The following is a 21,667-nucleotide window of genomic DNA, read 5'->3' as shown; positions in this document are numbered from 1 at the left end:
CGATCTATCAACTCGCGGGTTGATTTAGAAATAGGTTGATGCTTGGGATTCATTACAAATTGTCGGCCACAATTTCGACATTTAAAATTTTGTTGGCCCGTGTGAGTATGACCATTTTTTACAACGTATTGAGAGTCGCACTTGGGGCATTGCATAAGCTAAAAATTAAGTTTTATTGAATAGTTAAAATTATAACCAATTGTCATTACTATGCAGGACTACCGTGAAACATTGTATGGCATTAGCACTTGATAATAAATTTGAAAGCCTTTCTGAAGTCTTTCAAAATACCAAAGATTCTCTGATTGAAAAGGCGGAAAAAGCAGCTTCCAGCGTTAGCGACGTTACTAACAAAGGTGTTGAAACTGCTGTTCAAGCTAAAGATAAACTGACGATAACAACAGGTAAAGCCGTCAATACTCTAACGGAAACGGCAAAGCAAACAGGAGATTCTTTAAAAGATTCTGTTGATGTTACTTTGAGAAAAGCTGAAAATTTTAGCAATTCAGTTTCTACAGAAGTTGACAAATCTCTCAGTGCTTTAATAGAGCGCCGTCTCGATACCATCAAGGTTTGGATTGATGCTCATCCAGTAATTTCCTGGGCAACTAAAGCACTACTTTGGGGAGTTAATCACCCAATTCTTAGCGGAATTATCCTTCTGTTAGTTATTTTTCTCCTGTGGCAATTGTTTAAAGCATTCGGTTCTATTGTCGAAAAAGGTTTCTTGTATATACTACAAGCCCCTTTCAAGTTAATTTATTCTTTAATAACCAGCTTTAAACCGCTTGGTAATTTCGGAGTTGGGAGATTGACAATTAAACAGCACGAAGCGAATGTACTAAATTTTAATCCTGAAATCTCGACATCAATCAGCCACAAAGATAAAGAAAGACTGACATCTATTCTTACCAGACTAGAGGCAATTAGGCAGGAGGAGAACGACCTATTACAGGAACTTAGAGGAATTCTTGCTTCCGATAAAGATAATTAATAGTTTTATTCACGGCGGCTTTTAATAGCGATCGCCTGAAATAAAGCTGGTGACGGGATTTGAACCTGCGACCGGCGGTTTACAAAACCGCTGCTCTACCACTGAGCTACACCAGCACAGTAATTAAGCATAGCAAAGTTGCGCTCAATTCGCAACCCTGACTCACTATTAATTTCTCTAGATTACGCGATCGCCACCGAAGTCAGCTAACACAACTTACACGGCTGAAAGAATACTACATAAAGTATGTACTTATGGTCATTCATACAGAAGTTATCACAATACTTGTACCCCTGCTCTTTTAGTCTCTCTTTCACAGTTCAAGTATCTGGTTCGCGGCTTTTTAGGTATTGGCATAAATAGCACCTTTATTAATAAGTTCAAATTTTATCGCATCAGTTACAAAAACCTAATTGCGATGGAAGCTTGTAAATTTTTATAAAAAAACCTTGCCAAGCTAAGACTAGGTTCAATCAAATTCCCAAGCCTAGCGATCGCGTATACCGTTACCTGTGCAGCGAAGATAACGGCTGGAAAAATATTTAGCACAAGCGACGCTTCGCACTCCCCAGTTTCTCCTAGATGCTGTAAGATATAACAACTTAAGTACGGTATCCCGACAGAGTAACCGGAGATTATAGGAGAACGTTTCATGGGTCTGTGGCAACAGGTGACTCAGCCGATAGCATCGAAAACTAGAAGCTGGTTTGAACTAAAATCTAGGAATTTTGTATCTTTGTTCCTAGTGGGGGTGAGTTTGAGTCTAGCGATCGCATCTTGCTCCCCCAACAGCTCTAATTCGCCGACAACAACCGCTGGCGGTTCCAGCCCAGCTGCCAAAACTGGCGATGTACAACTAACCCTCGTCTCCTACGCCGTCACCCGCGCCGCCTACGAGAAAATTATTCCCCAGTTCCAACAAGCGTGGAAACAGGAGAAAAACCAGAACGTCACCTTCAACCAAAGTTACGGTGGATCTGGTTCCCAAACTCGTGCTGTAGTTGATGGTTTAGAAGCCGATGTCGTCGCCTTGGCATTGGCGCTGGACACCAAGAAAATTGAGAAAGCTGGACTAATTCAACCAGGTTGGGAAACAGAAGCTCCCAACAATGCGATCGTGCATAAATCTGTCGCCGCTTTGGTTACTCGTAAAGGCAATCCTAAAGCAATTAAAACTTGGGCAGATTTAGCAAAAGATGGCGTAGCAGTAATTACAGCTAACCCAAAAACTTCTGGCGGCGCGAGGTGGAATTTCTTAGGTTTGTGGGGTTCCATAACCCAAGCTGGGGGTGACGATGCTAAAGCGCTCGATTACACCACCAAAGTTTTTAAAAACGTTCCCGTGCTACCCAGAGATGCGCGTGAAGCCAGCGATGTATTTTTCAAGCAAGGACAAGGAGATGTTTTAATCAACTACGAAAACGAGGTGCTTTTGGCTAAGCAGAATGGCCAAGAACTGCCTTATGTAGTACCCGACGTTAATATTTCTATTGACAACCCTGTTGCTGTTGTAGATACAAACGTCGATAAACATGGAAATCGGGAAGCGGCTGAAGCCTTCGTCAAGTTTCTGTTTACACCAGCAGCTCAACGAGAATTTGCCAAAGTAGGATTCCGACCAGTTGACACCACTGTAGAAAAAGAAGTGGCTAACCAATATCCCCCAGTTAAAACCCTATTTACCGCTCAAGATATGGGTGGTTGGGATGATATCCAGCAGAAGTTTTTTGAAGATGGAGCAATCTTTGACAAAATTCAGGCTGGCAGCAGATAAAATGCTGATTTCTTAATCAAATGCTCCCCTTCTGTTAGGGGAGGCTCAGCCTCCCTAAGCTCGTTTCCAGGATCAACCTGGAAACGAGAAATGACTCCCCTCCTTACTAGCCGTAAGCTGAGTAACGAGAAAATAGAGGCTCTGCCTCCATTCATCCTAAACCTCGATCCTTCATTCTTCAAAATATGGCTGTATCCGCTCCTCCTCAACGCGATCGCATTCGCAGCAACCCATTTCACCAGCTCAGCAAAGTTTCTTGGCCTTGGCGAATAACATTAAGTTATCTCACCCTAATGTTATTCTTGCCTGTGGCGGCGCTGATGTTGAAAGCAACAACAGTAGGAGCAATTGATTTTTGGAAAATTGCCACTACTCCAGTTGCACTTGCCACCTACGATGTCACTTTCATTACGGCATTCATTGCCGCATTTATAAATGGAATTTTTGGCGTTTTAATTGCTTGGATTTTAGTTAGATACGATTTCCCATTCAAGCGCGTAATTGATGCTGCCATTGATCTGCCTTTTGCTTTGCCCACTTCAGTAGCAGGTTTAACCTTAGCAACCGTTTACAGCGATAACGGCTGGCTTGGTTCTCTGCTGGCACCTTTAGGAATTAAAGTAGCATTTACTCGCTTGGGCGTGGGAGTAGCGATGCTATTTATTTCCTTGCCTTTCGTAGTGCGAACTTTGCAGCCTGTATTGCAGGAAATGGAAAAAGAAATCGAAGAAGCAGCTTGGTCTTTAGGTGCATCTAAATGGCAGACATTTTGGCGCGTTGTTTTGCCACCTTTATTACCAGCAATTTTAACAGGCGTGGCACTAGGATTTTCCCGTGCTGTTGGCGAATACGGTTCGATTGTAATTGTAGCTGCCAACGTTCCATTTAAGGACTTAATTTCATCAGTGCTAATTATTCAGAGATTAGAGCAGTATGACTATGCTGGAGCGACTGTGATTGGCACCGTCCTGTTAGGAATTTCGCTGTTGGTACTTGTAGCAATTAACCTTTTACAAGCTTGGGGACGACGTTATGAACTCTAATTTAGCAGGAAAGTCTTTTAATCCAGGTTCAGGGGATTCCCCATTATCTTCACCAAAAAAGGAGCAAGGCTGGGTAAAGTTCGCTTTGATTGGTTTAGCGATCGCTTACTTAGCTTTAATCTTATTCATCCCTGCTTTCAACGTCTTTACGCAAGCATTTAGAGAAGGAATCGCGCCCTTCTTCCACAACCTAACAGAACCTGGTTTTCTCCATGCCGTAAAGCTGACAGTTTTGATTGCCCTAATTGTCGTGCCGATTAATACAGTTTTTGGGCTGTGTGCAGCTTGGGCGATCGCACGACATCAATTTCGGGGACGAGCCTTTGTCATTAGCCTTTTAGACATACCCTTTGCAGTCTCCCCCGTCGTCGCAGGTTTAATGATTGTCCTCCTCTACGGACGAAATGGTTGGTTTGGGCCAATGCTAGGAGCAGCAAACATTAAAATTATTTTTGCTATGCCCGCAATGGTGCTGGCAAGTGCATTTATCACTATGCCATTTGTCGCCCGCGAAGTAATTCCCGTATTAGAAGAAGCAGGTTCCGATCAGGAAGAAGCTGCTAAAACTTTGGGTGCCAGTGACTGGCAAATATTCTGGCGCGTCACCCTACCTAATATTCGCTGGGGTTTACTCTACGGTGTCATTTTGACCAATGCGCGAGTCATGGGCGAATTTGGTGCTGTTTCAGTTGTGTCTGGCAACATCACTGGCAAAACTCAAACCCTGCCCTTATTTGTCGAGGAAGCCTACAAGCAATATCAAACTCAATCAGCATTCTCCGCCGCCGTACTGCTTGGTGGTTTGGCATTAGTCACCCTCGTTCTGAAAGAAATTTTAGAGCGTAAAACCCGTATCGAAGATGTTGAATAGGAGACGTTAATACTTATGCACAGTACAAATGAATTGACAGTGAATTCAACTACCGCACCCGAAGATAATCGACTCACTAAAACTAGGGTCAGAATCCGCATCCCCAAGCAATACCAGGAAGAACCAGTCATCTCCCGCCTAATTTCTCACCACGGTGTCACAGTGAATATTGCCGCCGCTTTACTAGGCGCAAATGCCAGAGATGATGGCTGGTTTGACTTGGAACTGATAGGGACAACTCGCCAGCTTCAAAGCGCCCTCACCTACTTGGATGAAATGGATTTAGAAATTTGGAGAAAATCAGATAAAGAAGAAGAGGGCTGGTAACAATTTGGGATTTTAGATTTTGGATGAATAATCTAGAATCCAAAATCTAAAATCCCAAATCGACTTACGCCATGTTACTCTCAATTGCCCACCGAGCTAACTCCGTGCGGTTATGGAGACTGGTTTTACCTAGCATATTGGACACATGGCTTTCAATCGTCCGCTGAGAGACATTCATCTGCTCGGCAATTTCTCGATTTGCCATACCTCGTGCCACAAACTGAACAACTTTTAGCTCAGTCGGCGTTAATTCTACGGTTTCAGGTACCTGAAGTTTTGATCCTCCCTCGGTTCCTCGACTTGGATGATGAATTAGGCGAGTGGCTTGCTTAAGGGACGATTCCACTTGCGCCACCAATTCTTCAGGCTCAAATGGCTTAACCATGTAGACATCAGCCCCAGTGTTAAGTCCCTTCACCCGATCTTGACTTTGACCTTTCGCGGAAAGGAACAAAACTGGAATCCAACTGATGCGGGGGTCTTCTCGTACGTGTTGTACGAGGGCAATTCCGTCCATCTCCGGCATCATCACATCGCAGATGATCATGTCAGGAATGTCCTGCTCTAGAACCTCTAGAGCTTCCCGACCGTTTTCCGCAGTGATCACCTCGTACCCTCGAAACTCCAGGTAGTCCTTGACCAGCAAAATCAGGTTGGGGTCATCATCAATCAGCAACAGTCGTTTGTTATCTCTTACACTGGTGTCTTTCATGGTGTCCCACTCGCCAAGCCTGGATTCGTGAATTTTACAACCGTATTCTAAGTAGACTCTACGTTATTTCGCACACCCTGCTGTATTGGTTTGTACTAGGTCTAGACAAATGCTAAATCCTGTTTATAACCAAATAATTATACTCACTTACATGGGTGGCAACGATAAGGATCTAGTAGGTATACGGAAGAATATAACGTAGCTACTATGTTACTGTATAGGGTTCTGGTAGCGGATGAACTAAAAAAGCATATTCTTGTACGATTTTGTTGCCAATAAGATGCTCTTGGATAATCCGCTCTATTACTTCCGGAGTCGCCCCGCGATACCATACGCCGTCTGGGTAGACGACTAGAATTGGGCCAGAGGCGCAAACTCGCAAGCAGTTGGCTTTGGTGCGGAAAATGCAGTTGGGGCGAGTTTCGGTGGGTTTGTCAATTTTTAACTCTTTGAGGCGACGCTTTAAGTAATTCCACGATTCTAGACTGGCTTCCTTTGAGCAGCATTGAGCTAAAGTCTGGTCAGCACATATGAAGATGTGTCTTTGAATTTGATTGAGTCCTAAGCTCTGGACGCACGCGAGGATAGCATCTTGGTCTTGTGGCTTACAGGTGTCTAGAATCTGGGCTTCAGATTGAGCTACTGTATTTTCAGTCATTTTTACTTCTTTCTTGGGCAAACTCTGGCTTTTCGCGTCTTTGACAATACGTTGGCAGTTCCAACTTTTCTTTTAGCAGACTGGCGGCAGAAAAGGAAAAAAGCTCTCATGCAAAAAAAGAATTCTTGACTTTTTCCTTTGACTTACCTCCTCAGCTCTTCCCCAGTTCCCATCTTTGTTCGGAAACCCGTACACACAATTTTGCAGAACTTGCTTGCGATCGCACACCTTACTCCGCTAAATTAGCACTCAGGAGCCGAGAGTGCTAAATTTAGAACGCGAGGAACATCGCGTTTAGATATCAAACCTGTTGTAGGAGCTTTATTTGTATGGCTGCTGTATCTCTGAGTGTATCCACCGTTAAGCCTCTAGGCGATCGCGTATTTGTGAAAGTGAGCGCCGCTGAAGAGAAAACCGCTGGTGGAATTCTTCTGCCAGACAATGCTAAAGAAAAACCCCAAGTCGGCGAAGTAGTCGCTGTGGGCCCTGGCAAGCGCGATGATAAAGGCGCTCGTGTTGAGATGGAAGTCAACGTCGGCGACAAAGTTCTCTACTCCAAGTACGCTGGCACAGACATCAAACTCGGCACAGACGAGTACGTCTTGCTGTCAGAGAAAGACATTTTAGCCGTAGTTAACTAAATAGCTAATGGCTAATGGCTAATCGCAATTAGCTGTTTAAAGATCAAAATTCACATACTCACCAAGAACCTGGAAATATATGGCTAAGCGCATCATTTACAACGAAAACGCTCGTCGCGCCCTAGAAAAGGGAATGGACATTTTGGCAGAAGCCGTGGCTGTCACCCTCGGCCCCAAAGGCCGTAACGTAGTGCTAGAGAAGAAGTTTGGCGCACCGCAAATCGTTAACGATGGTGTCACTATCGCCAAAGAAATTGAACTAGAAGACCACGTAGAAAATACTGGCGTGGCGCTGATTCGTCAAGCTGCTTCCAAGACCAATGATGCTGCTGGTGATGGCACCACCACCGCCACCGTTCTCGCGCACGCAATGGTCAAAGAAGGGTTGCGGAACGTTGCTGCTGGAGCCAATGCAATTTCCCTGAAGCGCGGTATTGACAAAGCTATTGGCTTCCTGGTCGAGCAGATTGCCCAACACGCCCGTCAAGTAGAAGATTCCAAAGCGATCGCGCAAGTCGGAGCTATCTCTGCTGGTAACGACGATGAAGTTGGGCAGATGATCGCCCAAGCAATGGACAAAGTGGGCAAAGAAGGCGTAATTTCCCTAGAAGAAGGGAAATCAATGACCACTGAACTCGAAATCACCGAAGGGATGCGCTTCGACAAAGGCTACATCTCTCCCTATTTCGCTACCGACATGGAGCGGATGGAAGCGATCATGGATGAGCCTTTCCTGCTCATCACCGATAAGAAAATCGCTCTAGTACAAGACTTAGTGCCAGTGCTGGAGCAAGTAGCTCGTGCTGGTCGTCCTCTGGTAATTATCGCCGAGGACATCGAGAAAGAAGCTCTGGCAACCTTGGTAGTCAACAAACTGCGGGGTGTGCTGAACGTGGTTGCCGTCAAAGCTCCTGGTTTTGGCGATCGCCGCAAAGCTATGCTCGAAGACATCGCCGTTCTCACTGGTGGTCAGCTAATCACCGAAGATGCTGGTCTGAAGCTGGAAAACACCCGCTTGGAGATGCTGGGTAAAGCCCGTCGCGTCACCATGACCAAAGACAGCACCACAATTGTTGCTGAAGGCAACGAACAAGCTGTTAAATCTCGTTGCGAACAAATCCGCCGTCAAATGGATGAAACCGAATCTTCCTACGACCGCGAGAAGCTGCAAGAGCGTCTAGCTAAGCTTGCTGGTGGTGTCGCAGTAGTCAAAGTTGGTGCTGCCACTGAGACGGAAATGAAGGACAAGAAGCTGCGTCTGGAAGATGCCATCAACGCAACTAAAGCTGCTGTGGAAGAAGGTATCGTTCCTGGCGGTGGTACAACTCTGGCTCACCTGACTCCCCAACTGGAAGAGTGGGCAACTGGCAACCTGAAGAATGAAGAGTTGACAGGTGCGATGATTGTTTCTCGTGCTTTGGCTGCTCCTCTGAAGCGAATTGCTGAAAACGCTGGACAGAATGGCGCTGTCATTGCTGAGCGCGTCAAAGAGAAAGAATTCAACGTCGGCTACAACGCGGCGACCAATGAGTTCGTCGATATGTTTGAAGCTGGTATCGTTGACCCTGCTAAGGTGACTCGTTCTGCTCTGCAAAATGCCGCTTCTATCGCTGGCATGGTGCTGACAACTGAGTGTATCGTGGTTGACAAGCCTGAGCCTAAGGATGGCGCTGGTGCTGGTGCTGGTGCTGGCGCTGGCATGGGCGGCGACTTCGACTACTAATTCTCGCTTTGGGTGGGCATTTTGCCCGCCCAATTATTAAAACAGCTGTCTCCTGGTGGAGACAGCTGTTTTTTTGTTTAAATCGCCAAGACGCATTAGCTCTCTTCGCTTTAGGGCGCAAAGGAACAGAAGGCGATCGCGTTTATATTTCCGAGTCGCTAACATTAACCACAAGTGTGTTTTTTCGGCAACCTATTCTAAGCATAAAAATGGCAAAAGCCATCTGAAAACTGAAACCATTAATCAAAGCCAGAAAATAGATATTCCCTATTGTGCGATCACTATTTCTAATATCATCTCAGTAAATATACTTGCTTATTTAAAAAAAATGTCATATTTGGCTCAACCAATAGTTTTAAATAAGTAGATACGCTTAAACCTTTGTTGCACAAAATCACTTTAAGTATTCGCTTGAAAAATAACATACTATCTTCAAGTAATGCGGGGAAAGTTCCGGAATTCTTCTGGAACATCTAGCTATAGGTATACGTCACCTGTAACCTCAAAAAATTTAGTTGTAAAAAGTAATAATAACGTTCTTAGCAATTGACCTAAAATTCGTGTAGAATCCGAGCAAAGATGGTGTGTTTTGAGGAGTTTTAGACCGTGAAATCCCCTTTAAGAATAGAGAAGACAGCATCCTCAGCGCTAGTATTTACAGCCTTTGGTTTGCTTGCGGTTAGCATTGCCCCATGCTTAGCAGCACCAGATGTCAACGCAGCTACAACCGCTGAAACAGTCGAGTCTTCAAATCAGGGATTCTCGGCATCTACAGATTTAGCAACGGCAGGGTATACAACAGAGTCAACATCGACTGCAATACCAGTTGAAGAGACATCTAAAGTCTCCACATCTGCGGAATTATCGCTAATAACACAAGAAGCCGAGGCAACACCAGCAACACTACCAGCTATTAGTCCGAAGATAGCGCCCCTTACCGCCAAAGCCGAGTCGCAACCGACAACCAGCGATGCCGCTGATTTGTCATTGACCAATACCCCCATTGTTGCTGCCAACAACGGTCAGAGCTTAGAGACTACATCTGCTTCAGTTGAGAAAACCCAAACAGATGTTCGCAGTTTGGCGACTCCTACTAAGACAACAACACTAGACTCAGTGCAAGCGCAAGCGTTGCCATCTGAAAATGCCAGCGATCAGACCTTGCCACTCGCCGATCCTCTAGAAATGGGCGATCCAGAGGCAGCGGAAGCTGATCCAATGGGACAAGTTACCAATATTTCCCAGTTGCGTGACGTGCAACCGACAGATTGGGCGTATGAAGCGCTGCGGAGTCTAGTAGAACGCTACGGTTGTATAGCAGGATATCCTGACGGCACATTTCGCGGCAACAGAGCATTGAGCCGCTATGAATTTGCTGCTGGTGTGAATTCTTGCTTGCAACAGATTGAGAAATTAATTGCTGCCAGCACAGCAGACTTCACCACCAAAGAGGATTTAGCAACCTTGCGGCGGTTAGTGGATGAATTTGGGCCAGAAATTGCGACATTGCGATCGCGTGTGGATAATCTAGAAGGTCGCACCGCATTCTTAGAAGCAAATCAGTTCTCCACCACCACAAAACTGTTTGGACAAGCAGTTTTCGGCGTTCAGGGACGCAATGACAATGATTTTGAACTGTCTAACCTGCGATTTGAAGACCAGAACACGAATATCAATGTCATTAGCAACGTACAGTTGAGTCTGTTTACCCAGTTCAGCCCTCGCAGTCTCTTGCTGACAGGACTGCAAGCAGGAGCAGGCAATACAGGCCCTCGTACCTTCAACGACCAGATTTTCCTGGGTTATGAAGGAGACACCGGTAACGACGTGGTGCTGAGTGACCTCACCTATCGCCAACTGATCGGCAATAACTTTGCCTTCATCGTCGGGCCAGAGGGAGTCAACCCGGTTAACGTCTTCCGGGGAGCTAATCGTGTAGAAAGTGCTGGTCAAGGGCCGCTTTCCCGCTTTGCCCAACGCAACCCGATTATTAACACTGGCGGTCGCGGCGGCATAGGCTTTGACTGGCAACTTGGCACTCGCCTTAGCTTGCAGGCAGTTTATTCAGCCAGCCGTCCAGCAGATTCCTTCCGTGGCGGCATTTTTGGCGGAAATGACGGAGAAACAGCAGCCGGGGCGCAATTGGTCGTTTCGCCCACAAATAACATTGATGTTGCCCTGCAATACGTCAATTCCTACTCTCCGTTTGGAAGATTGAATACTGGTGTTGGCGACGATATCGTCGATTTCGGAATCTTTAGCGGGTCGGGTCGTTCTCCGATTAGTACCAATGCCTTTGGTGCCAGCCTGGAATGGCGAATCACTCCCCGCGTTACTTTTGGCGGTTGGGGAGGCTATACAACTTCAGATGTAAAAGTCGGATCGGGAACTGTGGAAACAGTGAACTGGATGGCTTACCTGAATTTCCCCGATTTGTTTGGTCAAGGCAACCTCGGCGGGATTTATGTCGGTCAGCCTCCCAAAATTACCAGTAGCGACCTTCCTACTGGAAGAAACTATCCCGACATTATTAGCAAAGGTGGACTCGGAGAGGAAGGTGGTCAGCCATCAAGCACAACTCATGTAGAAGCTTTCTACCGCTTGCGAGTCACCGACAATATCACCATCACGCCTGGAGTCATTGTGCTGTTTAATCCACTTCACAACGACGATAACGACACCATAACTATAGGCTCAATCCGTACTACCTTTACCTTCTAAATCACGGGTGTTGAGTTTTTCAGGGCGACTATACATCGCCCTGAAAAAACAAAAAAAAATTCTAAGTAATCTGGGAACTCGTTTGGTAATAAAAGCGTCATCTACTTAAGAAAGGCGCAGCAAGGCTAAAGGACAGTATGAACTGATGTTTTTATCCCAGTCATACCCGCCCCCGATTCCTAAAACGCCAATCAAATCAGGACCTTGTTTATTACTTTCTATTACTTCTAGTTCTGAGCTTGCTCAGGATGAATTCCAGAAGCACTTATTTTCCCTTGTTGAGTATCGAGTTGGGCTAGAACGGTTCCTTACATTGTTATTCACTCACTGATGGAGTCCTTACATGATTGCTAAATCAAATAAGTATGCTGTTTGTTTAGGTCTAGCCGGAGGCTTAGCGATCGCTCTTGCCCCCAACGCTCAAGCCCAACAAGCTACTTCGACTACAACTACAAGCGGACAAGCCCAAAGGGTTCAGATTACAGGTGGTACAGTCGCAGGAACAGCTGCCTTCTTTTCGACGATACAAAATCAATTAGGCTCCACTCCTAACGCTCCAGTTCTGTTTGATGCTACCGTCAACAGTCTTCAACTTCAAACCACTTCCGGAAATACAAACACTGCTACTTTCAAACCGCAAGCAGCCAGTTTCAAAGATACGGGTGCTGGCAACGTTGGTACTCCTGGAGCGGGTGACGAAGCTACCTTGCTTGGCGGCCTATCTGGGATAGCCTCTACATCTAACGGTTTTCTAGTTCCGTTCACCAATGTCCCAGCAAGAATAGACTTCAAATTAAATTCCTTTACCACCGATGCCTTTTTGACAGGCTCGTTGATTACCCCCAAGGTTGCAGGTAACGCTCCCCCTGTTTTCCTGCCAGTGGCACCTATTACGCTATCTACTCAGTCTCAGACAAACTTTAATTCCAGAAGTGGGTTCCTGCAAGTTGGCCCCTATAATGGACAACTGACTTCGGGTTCCATTGCTTTGCCTCCAACTGTTCGTTTCGGTGCCGGAAGTGGCAACACTCCTAATGTTCCTCCAGTTGTTGTGGGGCAACGCACAAAATTCGAGATTGAGGGCAAAGGATTCGGAACCTTAACTAACACTTTTGCCGAGCAACCTAGTACCACTTCTGCCACCACAGGCGGCGGTACCACAGGCGGTACCACAGGCGGCATGACCACAGGCGGCACCACCACAGGCAGCAACACAGGCAGCATGACCACAGGCGGCACGACCACAGGCGGCACGACCACAGGCGGCACGACCACAGGCAGCAATACAGGCGGCACCACCACAGGCAGCAACACAGGCAGCACGACCACAGGCGGCACCACAGCAACTGGCGGCACCACCACAGGCGGCACTGGGGACGACAGCACAACTAGCAGCACAACGATCGCTCAAAGCTTCAGCAACACTGACAGCAAGCTAGCTTTCAAAAGCGATACTGCCCAAACCAAATTCAAAATTGAGGGTCAAGGAGACCAAAAATTCACGGTCGAAGGCACCGTAAATGGCGCTGACATTCAACTGGGTGGATCTAACATCCGCGAACTGAAACTTTCATCTGGTGTTAACACTTCTCCGATCGACTTTAAAGTTAAAGGCGAAGGTGTTGGTATCACCACGGTGACAGGCAGCAGAACTGTTAGCTATGTCAGCCCGCAGAGCCGAACTGAGTTTGAGTTTAAGCAAGATGGCTCTAATGGTTTCACAGCCAAGGGAGATAGTCTGGGTCGTACCCAATTCAAGGTAGGTGCGATCGCCAGTAACTTCGCTTCATACGATGCTTCTGCTAACAGCACCACCAACAATTTCTACTATGGCAACAGTAGCTATAGCTATGGCGCTGGTGCAAATGTAAACAACAACACAGGCTTCTACTCTTCGCAAAACCAGCAATTCGCCATTAACCTGAACAATAACGTTAACATCGATAACTACTACAGCAGTGGCGGCGGCAGCTTCAGCGGCAGCTTCGGTGGCGGCGGTAGCTTCGGCAGCGGCGGCGGTAGCTTCGGCGGCGGCGGTTCTAGCGCAGGCGGTGGTTCTAGCGCAGGCGGTGGTTCTAGCGCAGGCGGTGGTTCTAGCGCAGGCGGTGGTTCTAGCGCAGGCGGTGGTTCTAGCGCAGGCGGTGGTTCTAGCGCAGGCGGCGGTTCTAGCGCAGGCGGCGGTTCTAGCGCAGGCGGCGGTTCTAGCGCAGGCTCAGGCTCAGGCACGACTGTCACACTTTACAACGAGCAAACCATCAACCTGATCGCCCTGAATAACGCTTTCGTCAGCAGTGCTTCAAGGCTCTACCCCATTTTCGTCCCTGGCAGCAATACCAGCGTCAGCGTATCCGTTGAGCGCGGTAGTAACGATCGCATTTTGCTGGTTGAACGCCAAAATAACGGTCGCGGTAACGCCTACGGTCATTACAAAGACAAGAAAGACCAAGGTCGGGTAGTGCAAGCTTGGCAGTCAGTAGGACCAGGAAGTAAGCTCATTCCTGGGATGACGGGTCTGTATGAGATTCCGACAACTCAGGTTTCTAACCCCGAAGGTTTCGACAACGACGACGACGATAACGACGACGACGATAACGGAACCTCTACAACCCCTACCACCGGCACCACAACCACACCGACGACTACATCACCTTCCGGCACAACCACTGAGCAAGGTGACGACGACGGTGACGATGACGACGGTGACGATGACGACGGTGACGACGATGATAACGGAGCTTCTACAGCCCCAGCTACAGGTACAACAGGCACAACAGCTCCAGCTACAGGTACAACAGGCACAACAGCTCCAGCTACAGGTACAACAGGCACAACAGCTCCAGCTACAGGTACAACAGGCTTACCCGCTACAGGTCAATAGTAGCTACCACTTAATCAAATGCTGATGCTCTGATTTGAGGAAAAACGTGCAACTCGCGCTCTAGGCTACAGGAGACGAGTTGCCAAGACTAGGGTACTGCTAACTTGAGTTAGAAAAGTGATATAGCAATCGCCTCCAGGTCATGAACTGGAGGCGATTTTTTCGTTTATGTAGCCTTAAGGACTGTAGGTGCTTCGCCTTGCCGAAGAGTAATCAAGGGCGAACAAACAAAGCCTGGGCAACGCAAGGCTTTATGGCTCTCTAGATGCTAACAATGCCTGACCATTGAACTTTTTTCAGCTTGTCCCGCCGATAAGAGAAGAAAAATTCTGGTTCCTGGTAGGTGCAGTGAGGTGCTACGCTTACTTGTTCGCTACTAACTCCCATCTGTTCTAGTTGCAACTCGTTGACTCGCCGCACATCCAAGCGCACCCGTCCTGGCTGTGGATCTGGCAACAGAGGCGAATTGGGCAACTGCTGCAAGGCATCCAAAATTGCTTCTAAATCTTTTTCTGGGTCTAGCTGTGGGATAATACTAGCCCCAACTTCAGCCGCTACATTAACAGAAAGCTGATAAACTTCACCAGCGATCGCAGGGCCCATCGCCACACGCAGATTTTGCAGTTGCGATCCGTTTGCTAGAAGACGAGCGATCGCTTGCGGAACAATTTTCCTAGCAGTACCGCGCCAACCTGCATGAACTGCCCCAACCTGCCCCGTTTGGGTATCAGCAATTAAAACCGGAGTACAATCAGCACTTGCTACCCACACCGACTCCTGGGGAAGTTCCGTCACAATCCCATCAGCCGGGGGTAACTCTTGACAATCGGCAGCCTCTTCAATTTGGGAAGGTGTCATCACAACATTGCCATGCACCTGTTTAACTCGATAAACCTGAGCCTCGGGCTGTAAAACCCCCACTAATTCCGCCGGATAGCGCGGTGAAAATTGTTGCGTAAAAAAACCGTGAGGCCAGTTTCTTAGCAAGCTACAAGTTAAATAGGGCAATCCTTCCCAATTATGCCAATTCCAGATATTAGTAAGATTTTGCGATTCTCCTGCGCCCAAATTCAGATCGGTGCGGGAAAGCATTGCCATCTGTTAACACTCCTCAAATGTCAGTGAGATCATGCTAACTTATGTAACCAATTAGTGATTTTGCATCAGTGGCATTTAATTGACATCTTGCCCTATTCTCAATAAGCCTGAAAACTCGCCAAGAAATAAATTTCTTGGCTAATAGCGAAAGTCCCTTAAAATAGACTGAAATCTTTATACGATCAGCCTTTAGTCCTCTTAAGAGGACTAAAGGCTATTAGCCAGAAATTTTAATCTCTGGCGGGTTATTGCAACTGGTCTAAGATGTGGCATTTAATCAACATTGGCTGGAAGCCTCGGTAGGGGAAGTGCCTCTAAAGCTTTCCTATCATATATTTGAGACACTCCCCTCCACCAACCAAACCGTCTGGAAATTGATGGATCAAGGGGCAGAACCGGGAACGGTAGCGATCGCTCTTGAACAAACTGCTGGGCGGGGTCAGTGGGGTCGTCAATGGCAATCAAGCCTCGGTGGACTTTACCTATCCCTAGCCCTAGCTCCCAACCTACCAGCAATAAATAGCGCTCTTCTGACTTTATGCAGTGCTTGGGGAATTGCCACGGCATTACGTAGTCACAGCATCCCAGTATTTATTAAATGGCCCAACGATTTAATACTTTGGGGACGCAAACTAGGCGGCATTCTTACCGAAACTAGAGTGCAGCAGGGAAAAATTACCAAAGCAGTCGTAGGCGTAGGGATTAACTGGACTAACCCAGTACCTGAAACTGGAATTAATTTACAATCATTCTTTGAACAGCAGCCACAACAAGTAATTACATCCCTGGAAAGTCTAGCAGCAATTACTCTACAGGGAATTTTTACCGGATACCAATACGCCTCGCCGAAACAGATAGAGACTCTGTTACCCTCTTACTTAGAGCTTCTCACTAGCAAAGGTCGTTGTGTAATCGTAGACGGACGTTCTGGAGTCGTTGTGGGAGTCGCACCTACTGGCGAACTGCGAGTCCGCTTGTACTCAGGAGCCGCAGCCGAAGAAATTTGCCTCCAGCCCGGTACAATCAGTCTGGGCTATGAACGGTGATTTTTCCAGCTCCAGGGTGAAATGGGTGAAGACTTACCAGACTTAACTATTGAGAGCCAGTGAAATGAGGAGTGATTCCCAAATGCAAGAGCGAAACCACCCTAGTTGTACTTTGTTTGGCTTATTCTGCCGCCGTAAAGTGCTGATGCAGGGACTGAGTTGGATTGGCGGTATCGGTGTCATCAGCAGCGGCTGGGTTGTGGCCCAGACCGATCCGAGTATAGACAATATAGGCTCGTCCACAACCCAAGAAGCACCGCCTGTTGTAAGATTTGAGTCAAACTCGCCGCGTCCGCCAGCACCTCCGGCTGCACGTCGCCGCTCTATTGCACAACCAGAGCGGGCTTTTGTCCCCCGTCGTCGCTCGGCACCAACAGCGTCAGAGCCTAGTGTAGTTCGCCGCCGCTCAACACCAACAGCGTCAGAGCCTAGTGTAGTTCGCCGCCGCTCAACACCAAAGCCGGTTGCTTCCCGCCGCCGCCGCTCAACACCAAAGCCAATTGCTTCCCGCCGCCGCTATTCACCAGAATTAGAGCAAGCGTCAGCTGCATTCCGCCGCCGCTATTCACCCGCCGCCGAGCCTACTGTAGCTCGCCGCCGTCGCTCAGCACCAGCAGTGGAGTCTACTGCCGTATCTAGAGAACCAGAACTTTCTGCCCCAAATTTGCTGGAGCCAAACGCGATTTCTTATGTGAAGCCTCCTAAGCTTGCACCCAGCAAACCAGGGGAGACAGAGATCGCATCCAGCGACTACAACAATAACTACATCGACCCTACAGATTACAGTCTTGGAGCGACGAGTGGAGGCGAGGAGCCTAGTGGCTCTTATGAGGAACCGCCTGAGGTTGTGTTGTCGGAACGCTCAACTGGATGTCAAAGTGTTTTACAAAGCGGAGAGGGAGTATCCGGCGGCCTTTGTGGTAGTGGTAGGGTAGCCTCCAGAAGACGCGATCGCGTAACCGCTAACCTAGCTTCTTCTCCCAGAAGCCGTAGAACCTACGGAAATGAGGTACGGCAAGCTATCAGGGCTAGAGAGTCCGGGAATCGAGCTGAAGTAACAGAAGCTATCAGGGCTGTAGGGTACTCAAACCGCTCTGGGTTACGGCGCTCTCGTCTGGCATCTAGGCTAGAACGCAATAGCCGCAGGGGAACCCTGCTGGCATCTGCCGGGCCTGTGCAAATTGGCCCGATTCGCGATCGCAGTAATCGCACTCGTTATCGTCGCGACAGGACTTCCTCCTCAGCGCCTGCGATCGCTTCCAACTTCCAGTCAGAACGCGAATACACACCACAAAATGTACCCAGTTACAAGCCACTAATTCCCACCATTTTTCGAGGCTTGAGCAACGGCAACACCAGCTTAATTTTCCCACTGGCGGTTCCGGCACCAATTACCTCACTGTTTGGCTGGCGGGTACATCCAATTTCCGGTAGTCGCAGATTCCACGCAGGTACTGACCTGGGCGCACCGATGGGAACGCCAGTTCTAGCAGCATACGCTGGTAGAGTAGCGATCGCGGACTGGATGGGCGGTTACGGTCAAGCCATTGTCCTCCAGCACAACGAAACCCAAGAAACCCTCTACGCTCACCTCTCAGAAATCCTTGTCCAACCAGGCCAAGTTATCGAACAGGGAACCGTAATTGGGCGAGTTGGCAGCACTGGTAATTCCACAGGACCTCATCTCCACTTTGAAGTCCGCCAGTTAACCGAGTCAGGCTGGATGGCGATGAACTCAGGCGCTCAACTAGAGTATGGTTTGGCGCAACTGATCAAAGCCTTACAAGTGGCCCAGGCACCTCCTCAAACAACTCCTCAAACAACTCCTCAAACAATTCCTCAAACAATTCCTCAAACAACTCCTCAAACAATTCCTCAAACAATGCAACCAGACAGTTAAGAAGGCAAAAGATAAAAGTCAAAGGCAAAAAATTAATATATTTTTCTCTCTTTTGCCTTTGACCTGTCTTGCCCCAAGATTCGGGGAAACATAGCTACACCCTTTCACAGATACCCGTGTTCTGCCAAGAATGAGGGTGTAATATTATGCAAACCAACAGTAGCGGGTGTCTCTTCCTCAACCGCAATAGCTGGAGAATGGAGAAATTTTTCTACGTATTTGCCCAAAATATCCGCTTCCAAATTTACCAAACCGCCAGTCTGTAAATAAGCAAGATTTGTCTCGGCATAACTGTGAGGAATTACAGCCACCGTAAACCAGCTGCCAGCCTGGTCGCAATCTGCCACCGTTAGACTCACCCCGTTGACAGCAATGCTGCCTTTGGGGATGATGTACCTAGCAACTCCCGCAGGTGCCGCAAAGCGCATCTCCCAAGAGTTAGAGGTTTGTAAAGATTCCTTTAAATAGCCAATTCCGTCTACGTGGCCAGTCACAAAATGCCCCCCCAGCTTGCTGCCAACCCGTAGAGACGTTTCTAAATTCACATAGGCGGCGGCTTGCTGTCGCTGTCCCAAAGTTGTGCGTTTGAGAGTTTCCGGAGAAGCGGCTGCCACAAAACCTTCGGGCAAAATCTCCTCAACCGTCAGACAAACGCCATCAACGGCTACACTGTCACCGATCGCAAGAGTCGGTAAAATCATCTGGGAGGCATCTCCAAGCGCTGAAAGCTCAAAGCGGTCTTCTCCCAAGGGATAAATGGTTCCCAATGCTTGAATTAATCCGGTAAACACTATTTTTCGCTGAAATTAGGTAAATAACGGTGATTAGTCTCTGGCTAATGGCTAAGTGCTAATGGTTTCAAAACCATTAGCACTTAGCCATTAGCAGTTAGCCATTAGCAACGGACAATACGAGGTCTATATTTTTTAGTAAAATTCCCAGCCCAATCGACCTAAGACTGCGGCATACTGGGAAATACAGCTTGGTTGATCCCAACTTAACCAAGTCTTCACAGCTGGTTGTACCGTCGCTTGGTAAGGTGATTAGAACCGCAAGCGTATTTGTTAAATCCCAGATCCGTCTAATACCAGTTTATAGCTTTGCTTTACCCACCCCGACGCCTACCGTGTTCTAGAGGCCAAGCTGATGATTGAAATGAGAGTTGCTGGAATTGCATTAGATGCCGTCACGCGCAGTCCGATAGTATTGCTCAAAGATGCTTCGGAGCGACGGGCATTGCCAATCTATATTGGACAAGATCAGGCAAAGGCAATTATCAGTGCTTTGGAAAAACAGACTCCTCCCCGCCCTCTCACTCACGATTTGATTGTCAATATTTTAGAAGCGTGGAATATGACTCTGGAAAGAATCATTATTCACTCGCTTCAGGACAATACATTTTACGCGATCCTGAGCGTTCGCCAAGGTGAGGTAAAGAAGGAGATTGATGCTCGTCCTAGCGATGCGATCGCTGTTGCCATCCGCACTGATAGTCCCATCTGGGTGATGGAAGAAGTCGTTGCCGATGCCTCAATTCCCGTTGACCGCGATGCTGACGAAGCAGAACGCCGAGCCTTCCGAGATTTTGTCTCCAAGCTCCGACCAGAGGATTTGATTCAGCGAGGAGGTTTGAGCGAGTAGCAATTTTTAGTTTTGGATTTTAGATTGAAGAATTGGGGCATCTAGCCTCCAAGTAAAGATTCATATGCTTGACTAGGCGCTATTTAATCCAAAATCCAAAATTAAAAATCCAAAATTGATATGCGTTATCGGCGGTTTGGAAAAACGAATCTACCACTATCGGTGTTTTCTATAGGAACTATGCGCTGTCTGGCTTCTGAAGAAAATGCACGCCAGACAGTACAGCAGGCTGTTTCTTTAGGAATTAATCACTTAGAAACGGCTAGAGGTTATGGCAAAAGCGAGCAGTATCTTGGTGCTGCCTTAAAAGCTGGATTACCTCTGTCGCGAGAGCAGCTTTACATCACCACTAAAATTCCGCCGACACCTGACGCTGATACTATGCGTCAGTACATTGACGAGTCGCTGTTGAGACTACAGCTGGACTACGTGGATTGTCTGGCAATTCATGGGATCAATACTTGGGAACATCTGGACTGGGTGCAGTCCGGCTGTATGCAGGCGGTAGTGGAAGCCGTAAATAGCGATCGCGTCCGACACGTTGGTTTTTCCACTCACGCACCGCTGGAGGTCATTCTGGCGGCGATTAACACCGACCTGTTTGAATTTGTTAACCTGCACTATTACTACTTCTTTCAGCACAATGCCCCAGCGGTTGAGTTAGCTCACCAAAAGGATATGGGTGTTTTTATTATTTCGCCAGCAGATAAAGGAGGACAACTCTACACTCCACCAGAAACCCTGAAACATCTGTGTCAACCTTTCTCGCCACTGGAACTAAATTACAAATTTTTATTAAGCGATCAGCGGATTACCACCCTCAGTATAGGTGCAGCTAACCCAGAGGAACTGAGGGAGCCTTTGACTGTGGCTGAGGGCGATGAATTTCTCACCCAGGCTGAAGTTGAAGTTTTTGGGCGCTTGGAGACTCATTTAGTAGAGACTCTCTCCACTGACCTATGTAGCCAATGCTACGCCTGCTTACCTTGTCCAGAAAATATCAATATCCCGGAAGTGTTGCGGCTGCGTAATTTAGCTGTTGCTTACGACATGACCGAGTATGGTAAATACCGCTACCGGATGTTTGAAAACGCGGGTCACTGGTTTTGGGGAAGCAAAGGCGATCGCTGCACCGACTGTGGTGATTGTCTGCCCCATTGTCCCCAAAATCTGGCCATCCCAGCTCTTTTGCGAGACTCGCACCAGCGTCTCAATGGGCAAGCTGGCCGTCGGCTTTGGGAATAACTATCGTGGGATTGGGGATTGGGTAGACTTTGGGAAAGCTTCTTTGTCCTCCTAGTCCTCAGTCCCCAGTACACGAGTCCCTAAATAGGTTCTTTCTATTCAGCAAAGCCGAATTTTGTCCATAGCAGAAACGTCTTTAAGGTGGCATGGAATAAAAGTTACTGCCCAAACAAGAGAGAGATTTGCTCTCTTATTTAATCAAATATTCCCTAAAATTTTTAAATATTACCAATGAATTTCTTTAGCTTATAAAAAAGCACAATTATAGATAAATAATAAAAATATTAACGCTTCTTTAGAAAAGGAAGCATAAGTAAAGCAATCTGTCAGGAAATTAGCAATAGCGGTGGCGTTTTCTGATAAAAACAGAATCAGCTATAATTAACAAGTTAAGA

19 protein-coding genes and 1 tRNA gene are annotated in these 21,667 nt (G+C 47.4%); 13 read left to right on the top strand and 7 right to left on the bottom strand.

Annotated features, from left to right (window positions below):
• Positions 1–155: IS1 family transposase (locus tag H6F66_RS24380; protein ID WP_190420221.1), on the bottom strand; the 155-nt coding region annotated here is incomplete at its 3' end.
• 80 nt (positions 156–235) lie between these two features.
• Between H6F66_RS24380 and H6F66_RS24375 the strand changes: the two genes are divergently transcribed.
• On the top strand, positions 236–994 hold the full coding sequence (locus tag H6F66_RS24375) for a hypothetical protein (protein ID WP_190426809.1): 759 nt from the start codon (positions 236–238) through the stop codon (positions 992–994).
• Positions 995–1,038: 44 nt separating this feature from the next.
• Here the strand turns inward: H6F66_RS24375 and H6F66_RS24370 are convergent.
• Both H6F66_RS24370 and H6F66_RS24365 read right to left on the bottom strand, forming a co-directional pair.
• Positions 1,039–1,110 (bottom strand) — tRNA-Thr (locus H6F66_RS24370).
• Positions 1,111–1,393: 283 nt separating this feature from the next.
• Positions 1,394–1,648, bottom strand: a complete 255-nt coding sequence (locus tag H6F66_RS24365) for a hypothetical protein (RefSeq protein WP_190426805.1) — start codon at positions 1,646–1,648, stop codon at positions 1,394–1,396.
• On the opposite strand from H6F66_RS24365, the gene H6F66_RS24360 reads away from it, so the two are divergent.
• From H6F66_RS24360 to H6F66_RS24345, 4 genes are all read left to right on the top strand, one after another.
• Complete coding sequence (locus tag H6F66_RS24360) at positions 1,647–2,768, top strand: sulfate ABC transporter substrate-binding protein (RefSeq protein WP_190426803.1); 1,122 nt, start codon at positions 1,647–1,649, stop codon at positions 2,766–2,768. The two genes, H6F66_RS24365 and H6F66_RS24360, sit on opposite strands and share 2 nt — an antisense overlap.
• 185 nt (positions 2,769–2,953) lie before the next feature.
• Entirely contained in the window at positions 2,954–3,811 is an 858-nt protein-coding gene (gene cysT / locus H6F66_RS24355) for a sulfate ABC transporter permease subunit CysT (protein ID WP_190426800.1), read from the top strand.
• Positions 3,801–4,682, top strand: a complete 882-nt coding sequence (gene cysW, locus H6F66_RS24350) for a sulfate ABC transporter permease subunit CysW (RefSeq protein WP_190426797.1) — start codon at positions 3,801–3,803, stop codon at positions 4,680–4,682. Before cysT ends, cysW begins: the two co-directional genes overlap by 11 nt.
• 15 nt (positions 4,683–4,697) lie before the next feature.
• Positions 4,698–5,009 carry an NIL domain-containing protein gene (locus tag H6F66_RS24345; protein WP_190426793.1) on the top strand — a complete coding sequence of 104 codons (312 nt, stop codon included), beginning with the start codon at positions 4,698–4,700 and terminating at the stop codon, positions 5,007–5,009.
• A 64-nt stretch (positions 5,010–5,073) separates the two neighbouring features.
• Here the strand turns inward: H6F66_RS24345 and H6F66_RS24340 are convergent, their stop codons facing one another.
• Both H6F66_RS24340 and H6F66_RS24335 read right to left on the bottom strand, forming a co-directional pair.
• Positions 5,074–5,721 carry a response regulator transcription factor gene (locus tag H6F66_RS24340; protein ID WP_190426791.1) on the bottom strand — a complete coding sequence of 216 codons (648 nt, stop codon included), beginning with the start codon at positions 5,719–5,721 and terminating at the stop codon, positions 5,074–5,076.
• 205 nt (positions 5,722–5,926) lie between these two features.
• Positions 5,927–6,379: a ferredoxin gene (locus H6F66_RS24335; RefSeq protein ID WP_190426788.1), complete on the bottom strand. Its 453-nt coding sequence runs from the start codon at positions 6,377–6,379 to the stop codon at positions 5,927–5,929.
• A gap of 329 nt (positions 6,380–6,708) precedes the next feature.
• Between H6F66_RS24335 and groES the strand changes: the two genes are divergently transcribed.
• The 4 genes from groES to H6F66_RS24315 all read left to right on the top strand — a co-directional run bounded on the left by groES (position 6,709) and on the right by H6F66_RS24315 (position 14,342).
• Positions 6,709–7,020: a co-chaperone GroES gene (groES, locus tag H6F66_RS24330; RefSeq protein ID WP_190426786.1), complete on the top strand. Its 312-nt coding sequence runs from the start codon at positions 6,709–6,711 to the stop codon at positions 7,018–7,020.
• Positions 7,021–7,099: 79 nt separating this feature from the next.
• Entirely contained in the window at positions 7,100–8,743 is a 1,644-nt protein-coding gene (gene groL / locus H6F66_RS24325; RefSeq protein WP_190426784.1) for a chaperonin GroEL, read from the top strand.
• A gap of 606 nt (positions 8,744–9,349) precedes the next feature.
• Positions 9,350–11,464, top strand: coding sequence for an iron uptake porin (locus H6F66_RS24320; protein ID WP_199295067.1), 2,115 nt, complete (start codon positions 9,350–9,352; stop codon positions 11,462–11,464).
• Between the two features lie 343 nt (positions 11,465–11,807).
• A complete protein-coding gene (locus tag H6F66_RS24315; RefSeq protein ID WP_190426769.1) occupies positions 11,808–14,342 on the top strand; it encodes a hypothetical protein in 2,535 nt (844 codons plus the stop codon).
• Positions 14,343–14,603: 261 nt separating this feature from the next.
• Here H6F66_RS24315 and pgeF read toward each other — a convergent pair whose 3' ends face one another.
• Positions 14,604–15,440 (bottom strand): peptidoglycan editing factor PgeF, encoded by an 837-nt coding sequence (pgeF, locus tag H6F66_RS24310; protein ID WP_347269425.1) that lies wholly within the window; start codon positions 15,438–15,440, stop codon positions 14,604–14,606.
• 266 nt (positions 15,441–15,706) lie between these two features.
• Here pgeF and H6F66_RS24305 point away from each other — a divergent pair, with 266 nt between their 5' ends.
• Entirely contained in the window at positions 15,707–16,486 is a 780-nt protein-coding gene (locus H6F66_RS24305) for a biotin--[acetyl-CoA-carboxylase] ligase (RefSeq protein ID WP_190426759.1), read from the top strand.
• Positions 16,487–16,568: 82 nt separating this feature from the next.
• Positions 16,569–18,386 carry a M23 family metallopeptidase gene (locus tag H6F66_RS27870; protein ID WP_242019087.1) on the top strand — a complete coding sequence of 606 codons (1,818 nt, stop codon included), beginning with the start codon at positions 16,569–16,571 and terminating at the stop codon, positions 18,384–18,386.
• A 104-nt stretch (positions 18,387–18,490) separates the two neighbouring features.
• On the opposite strand, the gene H6F66_RS24295 is transcribed toward H6F66_RS27870, so the two are convergent.
• Positions 18,491–19,177 carry a riboflavin synthase gene (locus H6F66_RS24295; RefSeq protein ID WP_190426757.1) on the bottom strand — a complete coding sequence of 229 codons (687 nt, stop codon included), beginning with the start codon at positions 19,175–19,177 and terminating at the stop codon, positions 18,491–18,493.
• 355 nt (positions 19,178–19,532) lie between these two features.
• Here H6F66_RS24295 and H6F66_RS24290 point away from each other — a divergent pair, with 355 nt between their 5' ends.
• Together H6F66_RS24290 and H6F66_RS24285 are read left to right on the top strand one after the other, a co-directional pair.
• Complete coding sequence (locus H6F66_RS24290; protein ID WP_190426754.1) at positions 19,533–20,027, top strand: bifunctional nuclease family protein; 495 nt, start codon at positions 19,533–19,535, stop codon at positions 20,025–20,027.
• A 120-nt stretch (positions 20,028–20,147) separates the two neighbouring features.
• Complete coding sequence (locus H6F66_RS24285; protein ID WP_190426751.1) at positions 20,148–21,272, top strand: aldo/keto reductase; 1,125 nt, start codon at positions 20,148–20,150, stop codon at positions 21,270–21,272.
• Positions 21,273–21,667: the final 395 nt, after the last annotated feature.

The sequence above is a fragment of the Trichocoleus sp. FACHB-6 genome, from assembly GCF_014695815.1.
Taxonomy (GTDB): Bacteria; Cyanobacteriota; Cyanobacteriia; order Cyanobacteriales; family FACHB-T130; genus Funiculus; species Funiculus sociatus.
The sequence above is the reverse complement of the archived record's forward strand: the minus strand, read 5'-3'. Positions and strand labels throughout refer to the sequence as shown.

Excerpts from the sequence above, each read along its gene's own strand:
- H6F66_RS24315 (WP_190426769.1), top strand. The coding sequence starts at position 11,808 with ATGATTGCTAAATCAAATAAGTATGCTGTTTGTTTAGGTCTAGCCGGA.
- H6F66_RS24290 (WP_190426754.1), top strand. The coding sequence starts at position 19,533 with ATGATTGAAATGAGAGTTGCTGGAATTGCATTAGATGCCGTCACGCGC.
- H6F66_RS27870 (WP_242019087.1), top strand. The coding sequence starts at position 16,569 with ATGCAAGAGCGAAACCACCCTAGTTGTACTTTGTTTGGCTTATTCTGC.
- cysT (WP_190426800.1), top strand. The coding sequence starts at position 2,954 with ATGGCTGTATCCGCTCCTCCTCAACGCGATCGCATTCGCAGCAACCCA.
- H6F66_RS24340 (WP_190426791.1), bottom strand. The coding sequence starts at position 5,721 with ATGAAAGACACCAGTGTAAGAGATAACAAACGACTGTTGCTGATTGAT.
- groES (WP_190426786.1), top strand. The coding sequence starts at position 6,709 with ATGGCTGCTGTATCTCTGAGTGTATCCACCGTTAAGCCTCTAGGCGAT.
- H6F66_RS24335 (WP_190426788.1), bottom strand. The coding sequence starts at position 6,379 with ATGACTGAAAATACAGTAGCTCAATCTGAAGCCCAGATTCTAGACACC.
- H6F66_RS24375 (WP_190426809.1), top strand. The coding sequence starts at position 236 with ATGGCATTAGCACTTGATAATAAATTTGAAAGCCTTTCTGAAGTCTTT.
- H6F66_RS24360 (WP_190426803.1), top strand. The coding sequence starts at position 1,647 with ATGGGTCTGTGGCAACAGGTGACTCAGCCGATAGCATCGAAAACTAGA.
- H6F66_RS24365 (WP_190426805.1), bottom strand. The coding sequence starts at position 1,648 with ATGAAACGTTCTCCTATAATCTCCGGTTACTCTGTCGGGATACCGTAC.
- H6F66_RS24345 (WP_190426793.1), top strand. The coding sequence starts at position 4,698 with ATGCACAGTACAAATGAATTGACAGTGAATTCAACTACCGCACCCGAA.
- pgeF (WP_347269425.1), bottom strand. The coding sequence starts at position 15,440 with ATGGCAATGCTTTCCCGCACCGATCTGAATTTGGGCGCAGGAGAATCG.
- cysW (WP_190426797.1), top strand. The coding sequence starts at position 3,801 with ATGAACTCTAATTTAGCAGGAAAGTCTTTTAATCCAGGTTCAGGGGAT.
- groL (WP_190426784.1), top strand. The coding sequence starts at position 7,100 with ATGGCTAAGCGCATCATTTACAACGAAAACGCTCGTCGCGCCCTAGAA.
- H6F66_RS24285 (WP_190426751.1), top strand. The coding sequence starts at position 20,148 with ATGCGTTATCGGCGGTTTGGAAAAACGAATCTACCACTATCGGTGTTT.